This window comes from Sphaerisporangium sp. NPDC005288 (assembly GCF_040607475.1).
Classification (GTDB): Bacteria; Actinomycetota; Actinomycetes; order Streptosporangiales; family Streptosporangiaceae; genus Sphaerisporangium; species Sphaerisporangium rhizosphaerae.
In genome coordinates, this window is sequence record NZ_JBEXGT010000017.1 from 41,061 (window position 1) to 59,345 (window position 18,285).

At 70.2% G+C, this 18,285-nt stretch carries 13 protein-coding genes; 4 read left to right on the plus strand and 9 right to left on the minus strand.

What is annotated here, in order from left to right; all coding sequences use genetic code 11:
- Positions 1-74 precede the first annotated feature (74 nt).
- The gene (locus ABZU32_RS17775) at positions 75-2,957 is read left to right on the plus strand and encodes a peroxidase family protein (protein ID WP_354923407.1); all 2,883 of its coding nucleotides are present in this window, start codon (positions 75-77) and stop codon (positions 2,955-2,957) included.
- Between the two features lie 40 nt (positions 2,958-2,997).
- On the opposite strand, the gene ABZU32_RS17780 is transcribed toward ABZU32_RS17775, so the two are convergent.
- The gene (locus ABZU32_RS17780; RefSeq protein WP_354923408.1) at positions 2,998-3,945 is read right to left on the minus strand and encodes a hypothetical protein; all 948 of its coding nucleotides are present in this window, start codon (positions 3,943-3,945) and stop codon (positions 2,998-3,000) included.
- Between the two features lie 148 nt (positions 3,946-4,093).
- On the opposite strand from ABZU32_RS17780, the gene ABZU32_RS17785 reads away from it, so the two are divergent.
- Positions 4,094-4,645 carry an AAA family ATPase gene (locus ABZU32_RS17785; RefSeq protein ID WP_354923410.1) on the plus strand — a complete coding sequence of 184 codons (552 nt, stop codon included), beginning with the start codon at positions 4,094-4,096 and terminating at the stop codon, positions 4,643-4,645.
- A gap of 162 nt (positions 4,646-4,807) precedes the next feature.
- Here the strand turns inward: ABZU32_RS17785 and cphA are convergent, their stop codons facing one another.
- The gene (cphA, locus tag ABZU32_RS17790; RefSeq protein ID WP_354923413.1) at positions 4,808-7,534 is read right to left on the minus strand and encodes a cyanophycin synthetase; all 2,727 of its coding nucleotides are present in this window, start codon (positions 7,532-7,534) and stop codon (positions 4,808-4,810) included.
- A 44-nt stretch (positions 7,535-7,578) separates the two neighbouring features.
- Positions 7,579-8,406 carry a cyanophycinase gene (locus ABZU32_RS17795; protein WP_354923416.1) on the minus strand — a complete coding sequence of 276 codons (828 nt, stop codon included), beginning with the start codon at positions 8,404-8,406 and terminating at the stop codon, positions 7,579-7,581.
- 351 nt (positions 8,407-8,757) lie between these two features.
- On the opposite strand from ABZU32_RS17795, the gene ABZU32_RS17800 reads away from it, so the two are divergent.
- A complete protein-coding gene (locus ABZU32_RS17800) occupies positions 8,758-9,258 on the plus strand; it encodes a hypothetical protein (RefSeq protein WP_354923417.1) in 501 nt (166 codons plus the stop codon).
- 82 nt (positions 9,259-9,340) lie between these two features.
- On the opposite strand, the gene ABZU32_RS17805 is transcribed toward ABZU32_RS17800, so the two are convergent.
- From ABZU32_RS17805 to ABZU32_RS17815, 3 genes are all read right to left on the minus strand, one after another.
- Positions 9,341-9,868: a hypothetical protein gene (locus tag ABZU32_RS17805; RefSeq protein ID WP_354923420.1), complete on the minus strand. Its 528-nt coding sequence runs from the start codon at positions 9,866-9,868 to the stop codon at positions 9,341-9,343.
- 726 nt (positions 9,869-10,594) lie between these two features.
- Positions 10,595-12,187: a glycoside hydrolase family 44 protein gene (locus ABZU32_RS17810; RefSeq protein ID WP_354923423.1), complete on the minus strand. Its 1,593-nt coding sequence runs from the start codon at positions 12,185-12,187 to the stop codon at positions 10,595-10,597.
- Between the two features lie 429 nt (positions 12,188-12,616).
- Positions 12,617-13,780, minus strand: a complete 1,164-nt coding sequence (locus tag ABZU32_RS17815) for an acyl-CoA dehydrogenase family protein (RefSeq protein WP_354837183.1) — start codon at positions 13,778-13,780, stop codon at positions 12,617-12,619.
- 175 nt (positions 13,781-13,955) lie between these two features.
- On the opposite strand from ABZU32_RS17815, the gene ABZU32_RS17820 reads away from it, so the two are divergent.
- On the plus strand, positions 13,956-15,275 hold the full coding sequence (locus tag ABZU32_RS17820; protein ID WP_354923426.1) for a UDP-glucose/GDP-mannose dehydrogenase family protein: 1,320 nt from the start codon (positions 13,956-13,958) through the stop codon (positions 15,273-15,275).
- A gap of 202 nt (positions 15,276-15,477) precedes the next feature.
- On the opposite strand, the gene purE is transcribed toward ABZU32_RS17820, so the two are convergent.
- From purE to ABZU32_RS17835, 3 genes are all read right to left on the minus strand, one after another.
- A complete protein-coding gene (purE, locus tag ABZU32_RS17825) occupies positions 15,478-16,005 on the minus strand; it encodes a 5-(carboxyamino)imidazole ribonucleotide mutase (protein ID WP_354923429.1) in 528 nt (175 codons plus the stop codon).
- A complete protein-coding gene (locus tag ABZU32_RS17830; RefSeq protein WP_354923432.1) occupies positions 16,005-17,174 on the minus strand; it encodes a 5-(carboxyamino)imidazole ribonucleotide synthase in 1,170 nt (389 codons plus the stop codon). Before ABZU32_RS17830 ends, purE begins: the two co-directional genes overlap by 1 nt.
- An 80-nt stretch (positions 17,175-17,254) precedes the next feature.
- On the minus strand, positions 17,255-18,214 hold the full coding sequence (locus tag ABZU32_RS17835) for a hypothetical protein (RefSeq protein ID WP_354923435.1): 960 nt from the start codon (positions 18,212-18,214) through the stop codon (positions 17,255-17,257).
- Positions 18,215-18,285: the final 71 nt, after the last annotated feature.

Genomic DNA, 18,285 nt, shown 5'->3' on the forward strand with positions numbered 1-18,285 from the left:
GAGCAAAATGCTGCCGACCACACGTTTTGTGGGCGACGTGCCCGGCGAGGAATCTCCGGGGAAGGGGGAGCCCAATGAGCAAGGTCGAGAAACGTGAACGCCCCGCCGGCATCGCACGGAAAGCCGTGTGGCAGGAGCGCTATGTCGGCGGCACCCCCGAGGCGGAGCGGCTGATATTCGAAAAACTCGCCCAAGACCTCATGCTGGTGCAGCTGAGAACCAAAAAGGCCACCGGCGCCGCCGATATCGCGAGGGCTTTCCAGGCGAAAACGATTCTCGGCGTGGAGAACGCGAGGCTCACCTTCCGCGACGACCTTCCCAGCGATCTGCGAGCCGGCTTCGCTCAGCCGGGGGCCGAATATCCGGTCGTCGTCCGGCTGTCCAATGCCGGCGGTGCCCACCAGCCGGATGCCGCGCCCGACCTGCGGAGCGCGGCGCTACGCGTCCAGACGGCGCCCGGGGAGGCCCACGACCTCCTCATGACCAACTTCCCGACCTCCCATGCCGCCAATGCACGGGAGCTCGTCAAGTTCGCGCAGGCCATGGCCGGCGCGAACTCGACGCCGCGCAAGGCGTTCGCGTGGTTCGTCACGCTGCCCATGGCGATCGGCTGGTCCTCCGCCGCGCGCATGCGGCGGAACCTGAGGGCGGCGACCCGGCGCACCGTCCGCAGCCTCGCGCTCGAGACGTTCTGGAGTCGCAGCGCGATTCTGTGGGGAGAATCGGGGCCGGTGCGTTACCAGCTCCGCCCCGCCATGCCGGCGCCGCCGGCTCCCGCACCGTCGCGCACCGATCCCGACTACCTCCGCCACGAGCTGTCCAGGCGGCTGACCACGACGGACGTCGTCTTCGAGCTGTGCGTGCAGCGCTACGTGGACGCGAGGCGCACGCCCATCGAGGACGGTGCGGCCGACTGGCGGGAGGAGGACGCGCCCGTCATCCCCGTGGCCACGCTGAGGATCGCTCGTCAGGACACCGCCACCGCCGAGGCGCGTGCCGCCGAGCGACGAGTCGACGATCTCGCGTTCAATCCGTGGAACACCACAGAGGAGTTCCGGCCCCTCGGCAACCTCAACCGCGCGCGCAAGGCCGCCTATGAGGCCAGCAGCGCCCATCGCCTGGGCGACCGCTTCGTCACGCCGGTGCCGTGGCACAACACCGTGCTGGGCGTGCCCGTACGAGCCGGATTCCGGCTCCTCAACCGGGTCGTCCCCTGGCACCGGCTTCCTCCGTCGCTCGGCCTGGTCAATCTGGCCGCCCTGCGGCAGGCACTGCGCCAGGACAACCTCATCGATACCGACATCAGGCAGGCCCCGCCGGAGGCGGGGCCGGTGCCCCCACCCACCGATGAGCGGCTGCGCGTCCGGCGCAGCTATGACGGCAGCCACAACGATCTCTCCGCGCCGGCGATGGGCAGCGTCGGCTCCGCCTTCGGCCGCAACCTCCCCCCCGTCCACCGCCCTGACCTCTTCGACACGCCGAACCCCGTCGTCGTGAGCCGTGAGCTGCTCCACCGTGACGGCTTCGCACCGGCGCGGTCGCTGAACATCCTCGCCGCCGCGTGGATCCAGTTCCAGGTGCACGACTGGGTCGACCACAGGCGCCACCCGTTCGGGAGCAAGACCGTGGAGGTGCCGCTTCCACCGGGCATGAGGTGGCGGAACACCCCCGAAGGGCCGCTCGAAGAAGTGATGCGCTTCGCCGAGAACGAGGGCATCCCTCATGCCGAGGGCACCCGGCCGCCGATCCTGTTCGGCAACAGCGCGTCGCACTGGTGGGACGGCTCTGAGGTCTACGGCGGGGACGAGACCGTCGCCACGTCACTGCGGGAACCGGGCGGCGCGGAACTGCGTCTGGAAGACGGCCACCTGCCGTCCGCCCCGGACGGCACCCCGATCACCGGCTTCAAGGAGAACTGGTGGCTCGGCCTCAGCATCATGCACACCCTGTTCGCCCGCGAGCACAACGCCGTGTGCCAGGCCTTGCGCGCCGAGTACCCCAACATGAGCGACGACAGCGTGTACCACACCGCCCGGCTCGTCATCTCCGCCCTCATCGCCAAGATACATACCGTGGAGTGGACTCCGTCGATCCTGGCCACCGACCTGATCGACACCGGGCTGCACGCCAACTGGTACGGCCCTCCGAAGAACTGGCTCACCCAGTTGGGCCTGTGGCTGTACGACGCGCACGCCCTCAAGGGCATCCCGCGGACCCTGCCCGACCATCACAACGTGCCCTACTCCCTCACCGAGGAGTTCGTCACCATCTATCGGATGCACCCACTGATCCCGGACGACTTCGAGACCGCCGACCACACCTCCGGCCGACGGCTGGAGAACCTGACGCTGAACGACATCCAGGGCGCGGCGACCGAGGCGGTCATGCGCAGGACCGGCCTGGCCAACTCGCTGTACTCGTTCGGCATCGCTCACCCGGGTGCGATCACCCTGCACAACTACCCGCGCGCGCTCCAGGCGTTCGAGCGTGGCGGTGAGGTGATCGACCTGTCCGTCGTCGATCTCGTACGCGACCGGCGCCGCGGCATCCCCCGCTACAACGACTTCCGCGCAGGGCTGCACAAGCCGCGCCTCCGGCGGTTCGAGGATCTCACGTCCCGGCCGGAGACGCTGGTGCGACTCAAGGACGTCTACCGCACCGTCGACGAGATCGACACGATGGTCGGACTCTTCGCCGAGAATCCGCCCACCGGCTTCGGCTTCAGCGACACCGCCTTCCGCCTGTTCATCCTCATGGCCAGCCGACGGCTGCAGAGCGACCGCTTTCTCACGGTCGACTTCAGACCGGAGATCTATACGCCAATGGGGATGGACTGGATCGAACGCAACGGCATGACCAGCGTCATCCTCCGCCACTGCCCCGAACTGGCGGCCTCCCTGCCGAGAACGGCCGCCGCCTTCAAACCATGGCGCCCGACTCCCGGTCCGCGGCTCTGACGCGTCGAAGCGCGATCCTCCGCCGGCCTCCCTGAGCGTCTCAGGGAGCGGTGAGGACGTAGCCTCCCACGGAGGCGGGGATGACGAAGGAGTCCAGCCGCCGCAGCCGATGTGTCGTGCGGTCCAGCCGGTACCAGGTGTGCGTCCTGCGGTACGCGCTGCCCGACCCGCGGTCGATGCGGGTGAGGACATCGACGTGGCCGGCCTTGTCCCAGCGGGTCGCCAGAAGCCTCTCGCCCTTGCCGAGCCGGAAGGGAATGGTGCTCTTCTTGCCGGTGGCCAGGTTGCGAAGGAGCACCGCGTTCTTCTGCGAAGCGCTGTCACTGGGCCGGATGCCCGCCACGGTGACGCCCCCGGGGCCGAGGGCGCCCCGGGTATAGACCGATCGCCGCAGCTTCACCTTCCACGTGCCGGTCGCGTAGAGCACCGCCGTGCGGTTGTTCCCGGCGAGCATGCGCCCTCCGTCCGGGCTGAACCCCCACGACTGGTACCCCTTGGGCAGCGTGAAAGCCTTGCCCTTGGTCGTGTCCACCAGCCGCTCCACCTCCCGCCCGGACGGCAGGAGGCCACGCAGGCCGACGAACCGGCCGCCCGGCGAAAGGGTCAGCCAGGTCATCTGCATATCGTCCGGCCAGTGCACCTTGGAGGCCGGACGCGCCTTGCCGGTGGCGGCCTTCCAGATCATCAGCACGCCGTCGCGCTCACGGAAGTAGGCGACCAGTGCGCCGTCCTGCGACACGTCGACGACCGCCTGCGTCACGTACTCGCCGGGCGCCACGGTCCTGCGCGCCTCGGGCAGCGCGACGACGCGGCCGTTGCTCAGCCACACCTTCCACGGCCCGCACGGATGCCGCCCGCCATCAGACTGCGAGCACGCACCCATGCCGACATAACGGACCACAGGCGTGGCCGCCACGGCTTCGGCCGGAGCACCGGCCACAATCGCGACCGCGGCCATGAGCGCGGCGATGACCGCCCGTAACCTCATTTCGACATCCTCCGAGCACTTCCCGTATCCCGTCAACCCACCGACGCCTACGGCAGAACCGACGTCTCCAGTCGACCGCCGGCCACCGACCCCCGGCCACTGGCCATCGGCCATCGGCCATCGGCCATCGGCCCGATAGCGTGGCCGGATGGCGAAGGTCTTGGTCACCGGGATGTCGGGCACCGGCAAGTCGACCGTGCTCCGGCGGCTCGGGCTGCGGGGCCACCGCACCGTGGACACCGACACCGACCAGTGGAGCCACTGGGTGACGCTGCCGGACGGGTCGCCCGACTGGGTGTGGCGGGAGGACGCCATCGGCGCGCTGCTGGCCGAACCCGACCACGGCGGGCTCTTCGTCGCCGGCTGCAAGTCCAACCAGGGCCGGTTCTATCCGCTGTTCGACCACATCGTCCTGCTCAGCACGCCCGCCGACGTCCTGATGGCCAGGATCGCCGCACGCACCGACAACCCCTACGGCAAACGAAGCGAGGAGCGGAACCTGATCCTGCACCACCTCGCCATCGTAGAACCCCTCCTACGAGCCACGGCCACCACCGAGATCGACACCCGCGCCTCCATCGACGAGGTCGTCACCCACCTCGAACACCTCGCCGACACCCTGGCACCATCGCCCTCCGGAACTGCACTCCTTCGTCAACGGCTTACGCCGCGACTTCGCACGCCGCCAAAGCCGGCCTGACCTTGCCTCACAGCTCAGGAAAGGTCGAAGGCCACACGAGGCCGGAAGGCTGTGGACGGCTGCTGCGGTGTGCTCGTGGCCGGCGTTGTCGTCACCGTTGTCGTCAGGCCCATCTCCTGTAGTCGGCGGCACAGGCTCGAAGCGTTCCGAGAATCCTCGGTGTCAACACCGACCCGGCGTCTCGATGGAAGGAGCAGGCGGGGCCGCGTCGGCGGACGCGGGCGGGACTGCGCCGACGGGCCAGGGGCAGGCGTTCAGGGCCTCGAGGGCCTGGCGGGCCATGGCGAGTTTCTCGTAGAGGAACAGGACCGGGTGGCCGGCGGCCATCGTGACCGCGATGCGCAGGGCAGCCTGCGGTCCTTCGGCGGTGGCGAGGCCGATGCCGGGCCGGGCCCGGCGCAGGGCGGCGGTGATCAGGCCGGTCATCTCACCGGGCCGGCGACCGCGCTTGTCGGCGTCTTCGTAGACGACGACCCGGCCGAACCACGCGGCGACGGCATCGGCCGAGCGGGCCACCAGGTCGTCGCGGCGGTCGCTGGGCAGCGTGATCGCGGCCACGGGCTCGCCGCCCCAGACATCGCTGATCATGCGGCCTGTCGCGTCGAGCGCGGCGGCGTTATGGCCGTAGTCCACGATCACCGGCCCGCCGCCGACCAGGTAGACGTGGCCGCGCCCCGGGTTCGACTCGCCCGGCGTGAACGTGCGCAGAGCGCGCCGGATGTCCTTGGCGCTGACCCCAAGCCCGCGGCAGGCCGCCACCGCGGCCAGCGCGTTGGCAATCATGTGCGGGGCGAGCCCGCCGAACGCGCCGGGCAGCTCGACCACGCTGAGCAGCGCCCGCTCCCTGTTCGCATCGAACTCGACCAGCTCGCCGTTGCGAAGCTCGTAGGCCAGGCCGCCCGCCTGCCGGTGCCGTTCGATGACCGGGTTGCCGTTCACCAGGCTGAAATACCTGACCACAGGCGCGTGCCTGCGCACCCGCGGCCGGTCGGCGAGCGCGGCGACCATCGGATCGTCGGCGTTCAGCACCACGGTCCCGCCCTCGCGAACCTCCTCGGCGACCAGCGCCTTCACCTCGACCAGCTCGTCGAGATCTTCTACGCCGTCCGCGCCCAGGTGGTCGGCGGTGATGTTGGTGACCACGGCCACGTCGGCCTGGTCGTAGCCGAGCCCACCGCGGATGATCCCGCCGCGCGCCGTCTCCAGCACCGCGGCCTCGATGCTGGTGTCGTCGAGCACCATGTCCGCGCACCGCGGGCCCGAGGCGTCGGCGTCGTAGACCAGCCGGCCGCCGGAGTACACCCCGTCCGTGGTGGACATCCCCACCCGCATCCCGGCCTTGCTCAGGATGTGCCCGATCATGCGGACCGTCGTGGTCTTCCCGTTGGTCCCGGTGACCGCGACGACCGGGACCCGAGATGGGGCGCCGGGCGGGTACAGGCTGTCGATCACCGCGCCGGCCACGTCCCGCGGCGCGCCCTCGGCCGGGGACAGGTGCATCCGCAGCCCCGGGCATGCGTTGACCTCGATCACGGCCCCAGGCTCAGCCCCGCAGTGACCGGCCCCGCCGCACCGTATCGGTGCCGCGATGTCGGCCAGCCGCACGTCGATGCCGCAGACGTCCAGGCCGACCACTGCCGCGGCCCGGCGGCACACGTCGGCCACGTCCTCGTGCACCAGGTCGGTCACATCGCGACTGGTTCCGCCGGTGGACAGGTTGGCGTTCCGGCGCAGGGTCACGAGCCGGCCGCGGGCCGGGATCGACGCCGGGCCCAGACCCTGGGCCTCCAGGTGCGCGAGCGCCCGCTCGTCCAGTTCGATCTTGGTCAGCTCTCGGGAGTGGCCCTCGCCCCGGCGCGGGTCGGCATTCACCACGTCGACGAGTCGGGCGATGTCGGAGGCGCCATCGCCGGTCACCGAGGCCGGCCGCACCTCGGCCGCGGCCACCATCTGGCCGTCGACCACCAGCACCCGGTAGTCGGTGCCGGGTACGAACTTCTCCACGATCACGCCCTCGCCATCGGCCGCCGCCTGGGCGTAGGCCTCAGCAGCGGCCGCGGCGGTGGTCACGCCGACGGTCACGTCGACACCGTGGTTGCCGTGGCGCGGCTTGATCACGACCGGCCCCCCGAGCCGGCCCAGCGCCCCGACGGCGTCGGCCGCGCTCCAGGCCACCACCCCATCGGGCACCGGGATGCCCGCGTCGGTCAGCAGTTGCTTGGCCAGTGTCTTGTCGGCCGCGATGTCCACGCCGATCGCCGACGTCTGCTCGGTCAGCGCGGCGCACACCAGCCGGCGATAGCGCCCGTAGCCGAGCCGCAGCATGCTCAGCCGGCCGACCCGGCGGACCGGTATCCCCCGGCGGCGGGCCGCGCCCGCGAGCGCAGCCGTGCTCACGCCGAGGCGCTCCCGCTCCACGACCCGAGCGATCCTGGCCAGTTCGAGCGGCAGGTCGGGGATGCGTTCAACAAGAATGTGCTCGACCGTGGTGATGGCCAGTTCCAGCAGCTCCGCCGGCACCGAGGACTGCGCGGGCTCGTCCTGCGGGCACTCGGTCATCACGTCGTAGCGGCCGTCGGCGCCGGCCCACATGGTCCGGCCCAGGTGCACGTCGCGGCCCACCAGGCTGGACAGCTCCAGCGTCACGTGCTCGGTGACGTGGCCGAAGTAGGTGCCCCGGGCCATCGCCTCCAGGAACCCTCCCGGACGCCCGGCCGCGCAGTGGTGCTCGGCCAGCCCGGGCAGGGCCGCGGTCAGCCGGCCGGCGAAGCCCGGGTACTCGGTGGTCTTCCGGCCGGTCAGCTCCTCGAGTTCGAGCCGCGCGACGGTGACCGGCCGAGTGCTGAATGAGTTAGGTCCGCTCAGGTGACGCAGGCCGTCGAGACGCACGTGACACTCCCCTAGGGTTGGGCGGATGGGCGAGCCGGCGGTGATCAGTACCGGTCGTGCGCAGGTCCGATGGTGGCCTCGCGGGTCGCGATGTCGAAGACGCACCCGGCGGGCAGCAGGTGCAGCCGGACGCCGAACAGGGTGATCGGGTCTTCGTCCCCGGCGGCGTGGATGACCGTGGCGTTCCGCCCGTCGGCCACCGTGGCCACGCCGGTGCCGAGCACCTCGAAGCGGGTGCCGTCGACCAGGATCCCGGTGTTCTCGCCGATGCCGACGCCCAGGTACTCCAGGTCGAGCGCCATGGCGCTGAGCAGCCGGGGGAGCCGGCCGCGCTCGCTGAAGTGCATGTCGATGATGAGCGCCTTCGGGAGCAGGCCGAGCCCGGGGCCGGTGCGGACCGTGGCGGCGGACACGCCGGGGCCCTCGCCGCCGAGGATCATCGTGCGGCCCATGGCGGTGGCGCCGGCGCTGGTCCCGGCGATGACCGCGCCGCCTGCGCGCAGCCGGTCGCGCAGGATCTCGTTGGCCCGCGAGCCGACCAGGGCGCGCAGCCGCGACTGGTCGCCGCCGCAGAAGAACACGCCCGTGGCGTCGTCGAGGAGCTTGGCCGCGTTTTCGCCGTCGGCGTCGGAGCGCCCGCGCAGCCGCAGTTCCCTGGTGTGGTCCACGCTGAGCTTTCTGAACACCCGCTCGTAGTCGGCGTGCACCTCCTCGGGCGCCTCGGTGGCCGTAGTGACCAGCACGATCCGGGCCGCCTCGCCGCCAGACAGCTCCACGAACCGCTCGAGCAGGCCGGAACCGCGGCACTCGGCGCCCCCGATGATAAGCAGGCGGCCCGGATCGCCGGGCTTATCCCCCTCGTCCGCGTGCATGCTCCATGCTCCCTCCTCGACCCATTGTTACCCTTAGTTGCCACATATCAACCGACAGCAACCAGGTCGCCCCATATGGGCCGGTTTAGGAGCGCGGGTGAATCATTGTTCCGCGCCGCCGTCGCCGCCCTGGCCCTGACCGGTGACGGCCACCAAGGCCAGGAATACGTCCTCACCGGTTGACGAACATCGCTCCGGCGCGGACCAGGGCGAGGAGGTGGGGGACGTCGACCGCGCGCCCGATCATGAGGTGAGCGGCGGTTAGGCTTGCGGGCGTCTCGCGTCACTTCCCGCTGCTTTCGGTACTCCCACGGAACAGCGACGGAACAGAGCAGAAGCTTGGAGGCGCCCGTGGCGATGCCCAGGAAGGGCTCACGGCTCATCAGCGTCGACGGCACCGCCTACCGCTGGCGGATCCGGCACAAGCCCACCTACCACCAGGGCAACGACTGGAGTCCCCTCACCGTCACCGTTCAGCGGGCCGAGAAGCCGGGACGTGTCCTCGTGGTTTCCCTTCCCTGCGCCCGGCCGGACAACTGGCTCGGACAACGGACGATCGCCGTCCGCCCCGCCCTCGTCGCCGGATGCATCCGCCGAGCCATCGAACAGGGATGGCCCCCCGGGCGACCAGGCTCGGCATTCACTCTCACCATCACCGAGGAGGAACTGACCGCACTCCTGGGCGAGCCACCTCAGTACCTGGTCCCCTTCCTGTGGGGCATGATCCCCGAAGGCGGAGGCATCGCGGACCTCCCTCGCTGCACCGAAATCTGGAGCCGGGAGAAGCAGACCACCGACCAGGCACCTTCTGATCCGCAGGTAAGGGCAACCGGGTCACCGCCCTCCGACTGAGCTTTCCGCCCGACACTGCTTCCACGCCGGCGCCTGGGGGTTTCGCGAAACCGGCGAGGAGAGCATTGGAGCCGGCGAGTCGCTACTCGCCTTCTCCGACCGAGGCGACTTCTCCTCCCTCCCCAACCTGATGACCTCCTTCAGGCAGCGGCGGCCGGGCGGCCAGGCGAGCTACCGGCTCAGGGCGATCAGCGAACTGACGTCGCGCCAGATTGATGAAGGCCAGACGCGCGTCCTCAATGCTGCCGCGAGACACAGCCCACTCCTTCTCCGAGGTGATCTCGCGCATGCTGATCTTCCGGTTCGTCTCCCAGAAGACCTGATCGATCCGATGTGCCACGGATACCAGATCTGGGCGGCTGACCAGCGTGAGGACGGTCAGCGCCTCGTTCCACGCGACCCAGTCCGTTCTGGTCCCATCCCTCCAGGCGGACAGGAAACCGAACTGCACCCGATTGGACTCCCGCATGATGCCCAAGCAGGCGTCCACCTGGCGATCACGCAGCCAATGCTCCTTCTGAGCACGTCTGGTGAGCACCCCACCGATCACCACCCCGAGCAGAGTCCCAAGGATCCCGCCGAGTACCGGAACAATCGAACCGAGCTGCACGAGTCCTCCCGACGCCGGGTTCACGAGTTCAACGCGAGGATCTCAGGGTCGCTCTCCCGAGACCATCGACTCAATCTCGACGCCCTCCAGGGCCACGATCCGCCCCATGGCCAGAGGAGTTCTGATTGCCCATGGCCGCATGCGACGGGTATCTGGGTCAGGGTGCACGACCCGAACCCGGCACGACTACCTGTACGGTCGGGAACGGCTCCCGACGACCCGAACGCCGAGTCCGGGCGCGGCCTGTGGCTACTCGACGCACTCGCCCCAGGCTGGGACGTCGCCCTCACCCCCATCGGCAAACAGGTCCGATGCCTGCTCCCGTCACCGGAAGCCGTACGGTCAGAATCGCGGTAGGAGATGACGCCGAAGCGTCACCCCAGAACGAATCTGCGGGTCTCGCCGGTCAGCTCTCCTTCACCAGCCGACCAGTGGTGGTAGCCGGGAGCCTGAGGGACGGAGCCTCTCGCCCGGGGGGCGAAGGGGGCGGAGCCCCCTGGGAAACACAGCCCATGATCTGTCGGTCCCTCGGGCGCGCGGGGCGGTGCACGCCTGGAGGCGAACGGTAGGCCTAGGTCGCGGGGCGCTACAGGCCTTATCGATCGGCAGGGGGTGGTCGGCGCGCGCCTCTCCTAAGATCATCCGCCATACGGCGAACCCGGTCCGGGCTTCCCCGGGACCGGGTTCTTGCTGTTCAGGAGCCTGACCGCCCCCTCCCGGGAGCCGTCAACGCCGGTGCCCCGGCAGAACCAGCAGGGTGATCGAATTCGCCGGGTACGCCGCATTGACCCGGCCCTGGTGCACCGTGAGATCGTCACCGCGCACGATCGAGTTGAGATCGGCCGTGCTGTAGGTGAACCGCTGCGCCCTGGCGTCGCCGTGCAGTCCGGCGATCGACAACGGGGAGGTCAGCTCACCGCCGGTCTTGTTGACGACCATCAGGGTCAGCGCCTTGTCGCGCGAGCGCTGCGCCCCGTACACCGCCAACTGCCCTTGATCGCTGCTGGTCGCCGACACGCTCACGTCACCGAACCGGCTCCCCGCGCCGTCGTAGTTGCGATACATCCGGAACGCGTAGGCGCCGGGCTGCGTCGGCTGGGGTTCGCCCCAGATGGTCGCGAGGTCGAGACCCTCACGCCCGAAGATGCCGAGAACGTCGGCCTGCGCCAGAGCACCGTTGATGTCGTCCAGCGCGCCCCAGTTGTACTCGGTGATCGCGGTCTTCGTGCCGGGGTAGTACTGCGCGACCCACTCCTTCATCTTGCGGATGAACTGGAGCGGCGGCGCGTTCACGCCCGTGGGGCCGATCCAGGACTCCTCCACGTACGTCGGGTCCCACAGCGAACGCGTGGACCGCAGCCGCCACGCGTTGGACTCGGCGTCCTTCCCGCCATTGATCTGCGGGTAGTAGTGCTGGTCGAAGTAGTTGAGGATGCGCTTGCCGCCGTGCGCGTCGCTGTAGTCCTTCATGTTCTTCAGCCACCACTGCGACAGGTTGAGCCCGCCGTGCGCGGCCGCGTCGGCGCCCGGCCCACATCCGTCCACCCCGGACGCGACCCACTCGCAGTATCCCCAGCCGGACGGGCCGAGCACCGCCGCGCTCGGGTCGGCGGCCTTGATGGCCGCGGCGGTCGCGGTTCCCTTGCTGCCCAGCTCGTCGTACGAGACCGCCTCGGGGTGCACGTCGCGGTGCGTGGAGTTCCACAACACCGGCTCGTTGTCGAGCTCGTAGATCGACACGCCGCCGCGCGCCGCCTTGCCGAACTGGCTCACGAGATGCGAGACCATCTCGCCGTCGAACGAGGCGTCCACCGGGATCGAGGTGTCCTCGGGCACCGCCCCGGTGAGGTTGGCGTTGTTGAGCCTGCCGTTGCCGCAGCCGGGGTCCCACTGGTCGAATCCGTCCTGAGCGGGGAACCGGCCGGCAGGGAATCCGCAGGCGAACGGGTGCTCGGCGGGCGAGTCCTTGGCCACCCACCCGCTCATCGGCACGGTGACGACCTGTTTGGTGCCGCGGTCCCGGTTGGTCTGGACGAACGCCTCGACCGTCTTGTCGGGCCCGGCGACGATGTTCTCGAAGTACCAGTCGCTTCCCGTGTTGTAGGTGTGGTTCTTGAAGTTGTAACGCGTGCTCGTGTTGCCGCCCCAGCGCGCCACCGGCAGGCCGATCTCGGCGGCGAACGCCGGGTCGGCGCCGTTCATGCCGTAGATGTCCGGACTGATCGCGTGCCGGGCGGCGGACAGGTCCACCGACAACGTGGGACCCGCTGCGGCCACAGCCGGGTCCAGGGCCGCCTGGACGGTCAATGTCCCCGCCACCAAGGACACCGCTACGCCGAGCGTCGTGGCCGGCCGGAGCTTCCGCTGCCGTCGAGCACCCATCATCGACGCTCCCGTCAATAGATCCATCGGTCGACAATCGAGGAGCCTGACCTGATGCTTTACCTGAGTCAAGGCGCCGCGGTCGCACGGAGACCGGGCGGCCAGGCGGTACCGAGAAATCCTGCCCCTGACTAGGTGCGTCTCCTGGTCAAGCCCTGCCCGCCCCGTAACGACCCGGCCGCGGTTCAGGAGACCAGCCTGAAAGTTGCACGCGGCCCACGAATCACCGGGTGTTGCCCACGACGGGGGGGCACCGCACCGTCTCTCACAGATCAAGGACGGAACAGTGATCGTTCGGGAGTCCTGCGAGGACACGGCGAACCCCGTCGCCCAGAGGAGGGAGACGGGGTTCGCGCACTTCAGGGGCTACTTGAGGAGCTGGCGGGCCATGACCATGCGCTGGATCTGGTTGGTGCCCTCGTAGATCTGGGTGATCTTGGCGTCGCGCATCATGCGTTCGACGGGGTAGTCGCGGGTGTAGCCGTAGCCGCCGAGGAGTTGGACGGCGTCGGTGGTGATGTCCATGGCGGCGTCGGAGGCGGCGCACTTGGCGGCGCTGGAGAAGAAGGTCAGGTCGGCGATCTTCTCGCCGTGCATGGCGGCCTCGGACTTGGCGGCGGCGGCGTAGGTGAGCTGCCGGGCGGCCTCCAGCTTCATGGCCATGTCGGCGATCATGAACTGGAGTCCCTGGAACTCGGCGATGGGCTTGCCGAACTGCTTGCGCTCCTTGACGTACCCGATGGCGTAGTCGAGGGCTCCCTGGGCGATGCCGAGGGCCTGCGCGGCGATGGTGACGCGGGTGTGGTCGAGCGTGGCCAGGGCCGTCTTGAAGCCGGTGCCCTCCTCGCCGATCATGCGGTCGGCGGGGATGCGCGCGTTGTCGAAGATGACCTGGCGGGTCGGCGAGCCCTTGATGCCGAGCTTCTTCTCCTTGGCCCCGAAGGAGACCCCCTCGTCGGCCTTCTCCACGACGAAGGCCGAGATGCCCCGCGCCCCGGCGTCCGGGTCGGTCACCGCCATGACCGTGTAGAACTCCGACACGCCCGCGTTGGTGATCCACATCTTGGTGCCGTTGAGCACGTAGTGGTCGCCGTCCCGCACGGCGCGGGTCTTCATCGCCGCGGCGTCGGAGCCGGCCTCGGGCTCGGACAGGGCGTAGGAGAACATGCCCTCCCCGCGCGCGACCGGACCGAGGTAGCGCTGCTTGAGCTCCTCGGAGGCCGACAGCAGCAGGGGCACGGTGCCGAGCTTGTTGACGGCCGGGATAAGGGACGAGGAGGCGCAGGCGCGTGCCACCTCCTCGATGACGATCACCGCGGCGAGCGCGTCCGCTCCGGCCCCGCCATACTGCTCGGGGATGTGCACCGCGTGCAGGTCGGCGGCGACGAGGGCCTTGTAGGCGTCCCACGGGAACTCGCCCGTCTCGTCGACCGTGGCGGCGTGCGGGGCGATCTTGTCGTCGGCGAGGGCCCGGACGGTCTCGCGCAGCATCGCGTGCTCTTCGCCGGGCGCGTAGAGAGGGAAGCTCATGTTCAAATACTAGGACGTCCGACTATACGGTGCCTGACTCAGGGGTATATGAGACACACCTGCACGGCGAAATGTCCGGTTTGTACTGTTGCTCCGGGGCGGGGGGCCGGTAACATGCCTCGGCAACGTTACGGTAAAGATTGGGTCGACAGCGGTACATGGAGGGAGCACGCACGTGTCCTATCGCCTGACGGTCCTCGGGACCGGATATCTGGGTGCCACACACGCGGCGTGCATGGCCGCGCTCGGCTTCGATGTGCTCGGGTTGGACGTGGACCCGGACAAGGTCGCCCGCCTTCAGGCGGGGGAGCTCCCCATCCACGAGCCCGGCCTGCAGGAGCTGCTGCAGCAGGGGCTCGCGTCCGGAAAGCTGCGTTTCACCACCTCCTACCAGGAGGCCGCCGAGTTCGGTGACGTCCACTTCATCTGCGTGGGCACGCCCCAGAAGAAGGGGGAGTACGCCGCCGACGTCTCCTACCTGGACGCGGTGGTCGAGTCCCTCGCGCCTCACCTGACCCGCGACTGCCTGGTGGTGGGCAAGTCCACCGTGCCGGTGGGCACCGCCCAGCGTCTGGCCGACAAGCTCATCCGGCTGTCGCCGGCCGGAGAGGCCGTCGAGCTCACCTGGAACCCCGAGTTTCTGCGCGAGGGCTTCGCCGTCCGCGACACCATGCACCCTGACCGCATCGTGCTCGGCGTCGTGTCCGAAAAGGCCGAAAAGATGATGCGGGAGGTCTACGAGTCGATGCTGTCGGAGGGCACGCCTCTGATCATCACCGACTACCCGACCGCCGAGCTGGTCAAGGTCGCGGCCAACGCCTTCCTCGCCACCAAGATCTCCTTCATCAACGCGATGGCCGAGGTCTGCGAGGCCGCGCACGCCGACGTCAAGGACCTGTCGCTGGCGCTGTCGTTCGACGAGCGCATCGGGGGCCGGTTCCTCAACCCCGGTCTCGGATTCGGCGGCGGCTGCCTGCCCAAGGACATCCGGGCGTTCATGGCCCGCGCCGGCGAGCTGGGCGCCGACCAGGCGCTCACGTTTCTGCGCGAGGTGGACGCCATCAACATGCGGCGCCGCGCCCGCATGGTGGACCTGGCCCGCGAGCTGGCGGGCGGATCCTTCCGCGGCTGCACGGTGGCCGTGCTGGGCGCGGCCTTCAAGCCGAACTCCGACGACATCCGCGACTCGCCCGCGCTGGACGTCGCCGTGAAGATCCGCGAGCAGGGCGGCCAGGTCACGGTGTACGACCCGGTGGCGCTGGAGAACGCCCGTCGCGCGCACCCGGCCCTCGGGTTCGGCGCCTCGGCGCTGGAGGCGGCCAAGGACGCGCACGTGGTGCTGCTGCTGACCGAGTGGCAGGAGTTCATCGACCTCGACCCCGACAAGCTCGGCGAGGTCGTGGCCGCCCGCAAGATCGTGGACGGACGCAACGCGCTGGACGCCGAGACCTGGCGGGCCGCCGGCTGGCACTACCGCGCCCTGGGCCGCCCGTAGTCCCGGCGCACCGCACCCGGACCACGCGTTACGTCGACAACGAAAGCACCGAGGCCGCGCCGGGAACCGTCCCGGCGCGGCCTCACGCTTCTGATCGCGGAGCACTTCCGATCGCGGAGCGCACCCGATCGCGGACGCACCGATAGCTGGTGCACCGATCGTGGGCGCACCCGATCGCGGCTGCACCCGATCGCGGAGCCGGTCAGCTCGCGGGCTCTCCGGAGGCCAGGGTGGCGGCCTCGGCGCGCAGGCGTTCGCCCTTGGCGTGGGCCTGGTCCCTGAGGGACGACTGGAAGGCCAGCATCTTGGCCCGCAGGCCCTCGTCGGCGGCGGCGAGGACGCGCACGGCCAGCAGCCCGGCGTTGCGGGCGCCGCCGATCGCAACCGTGGCCACCGGCACGCCGGCGGGCATCTGGACGATCGACAGCAGGGAGTCCATGCCGTCGAGGTACTTCAGCGGCACCGGCACGCCGATCACCGGGAGCGGCGTCACCGAGGCGAGCATGCCGGGCAGGTGGGCCGCTCCGCCCGCCCCGGCGATGATGACGCGCAGGCCGCGCTCGGCCGCCCGCTCGCCGTAGGAGATCATTTCCTGCGGCATGCGGTGCGCGGAGACCACGTCGGCCTCGAACGGGACGCCGAACTCGCCGAGCGCCTCGGCGGCGAGCCGCATGACCGGCCAGTCGGAGTCGCTGCCCATCACGATGCCGACCTGCGGATTCCCCGCCATCAGACGTACTCCCCCGTGGCCAGGTGGACGGCGGCGTGCCGGGCGCGGGCCCGTACCTCGTCCACGTCGGTGCCGAACGCGGTGACGTGCCCGATCTTGCGGCCGGGTCGCACCTCCTTGCCGTAGAAGTGGACCTTCACCCCCGGATCGTGCGCCATCACGTGCTCGTACCGGCCGAACACGTCCGGATCGTCGCCGCCGAGCACGTTGGCCATGACCACGACGGGCGCCACCGGGGCCGGGGAGCCGAGTGGCAGGTCGAGAACCGCCCGCAGGTGCTGCTCGAACTGCGAGGTGCGGGCGCCCTCGATGGTCCAGTGGCCGCTGTTGTGCGGGCGCATGGCCAGCTCGTTCACGATGACCCGGCCGCCGGGGAGCTGGAACATCTCGACGGCGAGCAGCCCGGTCACGCCGAGCTCGTTGGCGATCTTCAGGGCGATGTGCTGGGCCTGGGCGGCGTGCTCGGGGTCCAGGCCGGGCGCCGGGGCGATGACCTCGACGCAGATGCCGTCCCGCTGGACGGTTTCGACGACCGGGTAGCTGACGCCCTGCCCGTGCGGGGAACGGGCCACCAGCACGGCCAGCTCGCGCTCGAACGGCACGAACGCCTCGGCCATCACCTCGGTGCCGCTGGCCAGGACCGCCGCGACCTCCTCGGCCGAGGAGCAGACCCACACGCCCCTGCCGTCGTAGCCGCCGCGCACGGCCTTGAGCACGACCGGCCAGCCGTGCTCCTTGCCGAAGGCGTCCAGGTCGTCGGCGGAGGAGACCCGGGCCCAGGCCGGGCAGGGGACGCCGATCGCGGTGAGGCGCTCGCGCATCACGGCCTTGTCCTGGGCGTGCACCAGCGCCTCGGCGCCGGGGCGGACGGCGAACCCGGCCGCCGCGAGGGCCTCGATGTGGCCGGTGGGCACGTGCTCGTGGTCGAAGGTGATCGCGTCGCAGCCCTCGGCGAACGCGCGCAGCGCGGCGAGGTCGCGGTAGTCGCCGAGCCGGGTGTCGGCGATCACCCGCGCCGCGCTCTCGTCGAAGGAGTTCGCCAGGACGCGCAGTTCGACGCCGAGCGCGATGGCGGCCTGCTGGGTCATCCGGGCGAGCTGGCCCGCGCCCACCATGCCGATGACGGGCCCGATGTGAGGGGTTTCCCTCCTGGTCACAACACTGGTCACAAGCCCAAACCCTACCCATGACGTTCCGGTGGCCGTGCTGTCGCCCGGGCCCCTCGCGGCCCGGGACGGTCAGGGGCCGGTCAGCGGGTGATGTCGGCGAGCCCCCGGGACATGGCGACCGTCGTCAGCTTCCCGTCCTGGGCGACCTTGGTGGCCAGCGAGACGATCTCGGTGACGTGGACGACGGCGCGGTCGCCGCCGCCGGTGAAGGCGCGCACGGCGGCGCCGCCGAACAGCGGGTGGGCGAGCTTGCGCCCGTGCGCCTTCTGCGTGTAGGTGATCTTGATGGCGTGGAAGACCAGCGCGCCGCCGCCGTCCACCCCGAGCGCCCTGGTGTCGCCCGGCAGGAGCTGGACGTCGTAGCTGAGCCGGTCGGGACGCACGGTGGCCGGCTTCCTGACCAGCTCGGTCAGCAGGCTCCTGATCGGGTCGCCCGAGGCGAAGCGCACGCCGCTGAGACCGACGCGGTCGGACAGGAACGCCAGGTGCTTCTGCGGCACCAGCCTGGCGCGCAGTCCGTCCTCGGGGTCGTCGGTGGGGACGACCCGGGTGATCGCGTCGGCGTCCAGGCGGGGCGCGTTCCCGACGAGCCGCACCGGGCCGTACGCCAGCCGCCAGCGGTCCTCCTCGTAGGCGAAGACGAAGTAGGACGGTTGCGGCTTGCGCGCCAGCGCGGCGAACCAGGGCCGCTCCTCGGGGCTGTCGGGCAGGAAGTACTCGACGTCGCCGTAGGAGACGGGCGCGGGAACCGGGCGGCCGTTCCGGGTGGCCTCGCAGGCACGACCGCCCAGTTCGCTCGCGGCGGAGGTGGTCAGGAACAGGACCTTGTCGCAGTCGCGCTTCCCGCGCGCTTCGTCGAGCTCTTTGAGCAGCCCGAACGCCGTCGCGGCCTCGTCCTCCACGACCGTGCGGGCCGTGGCGCCCTCGGAGGCGGGCTCCGGCGCAGGAGTCGCCTCGCCCCCGCTCCGCGCGCCGCATCCGGTCAGCAGGGCGACGCTGATGAGCACAGCGACCAGTCGGCGCAGCACGGCGGGAGCCACCTCTCCATGGCACACCTTGGCGATCTGCGGCGCAGCCTAGCGCACCACCTCGGTTACTCGCCGTGAAAGTA

Excerpts from the sequence above, each read along its gene's own strand:
- ABZU32_RS17775 (WP_354923407.1), top strand. The coding sequence starts at position 75 with ATGAGCAAGGTCGAGAAACGTGAACGCCCCGCCGGCATCGCACGGAAA.
- ABZU32_RS17785 (WP_354923410.1), top strand. The coding sequence starts at position 4,094 with ATGGCGAAGGTCTTGGTCACCGGGATGTCGGGCACCGGCAAGTCGACC.
- purE (WP_354923429.1), bottom strand. The coding sequence starts at position 16,005 with ATGGCGGGGAATCCGCAGGTCGGCATCGTGATGGGCAGCGACTCCGAC.
- ABZU32_RS17795 (WP_354923416.1), bottom strand. The coding sequence starts at position 8,406 with ATGCACGCGGACGAGGGGGATAAGCCCGGCGATCCGGGCCGCCTGCTT.
- ABZU32_RS17815 (WP_354837183.1), bottom strand. The coding sequence starts at position 13,780 with ATGAGCTTCCCTCTCTACGCGCCCGGCGAAGAGCACGCGATGCTGCGC.
- ABZU32_RS17780 (WP_354923408.1), bottom strand. The coding sequence starts at position 3,945 with ATGAGGTTACGGGCGGTCATCGCCGCGCTCATGGCCGCGGTCGCGATT.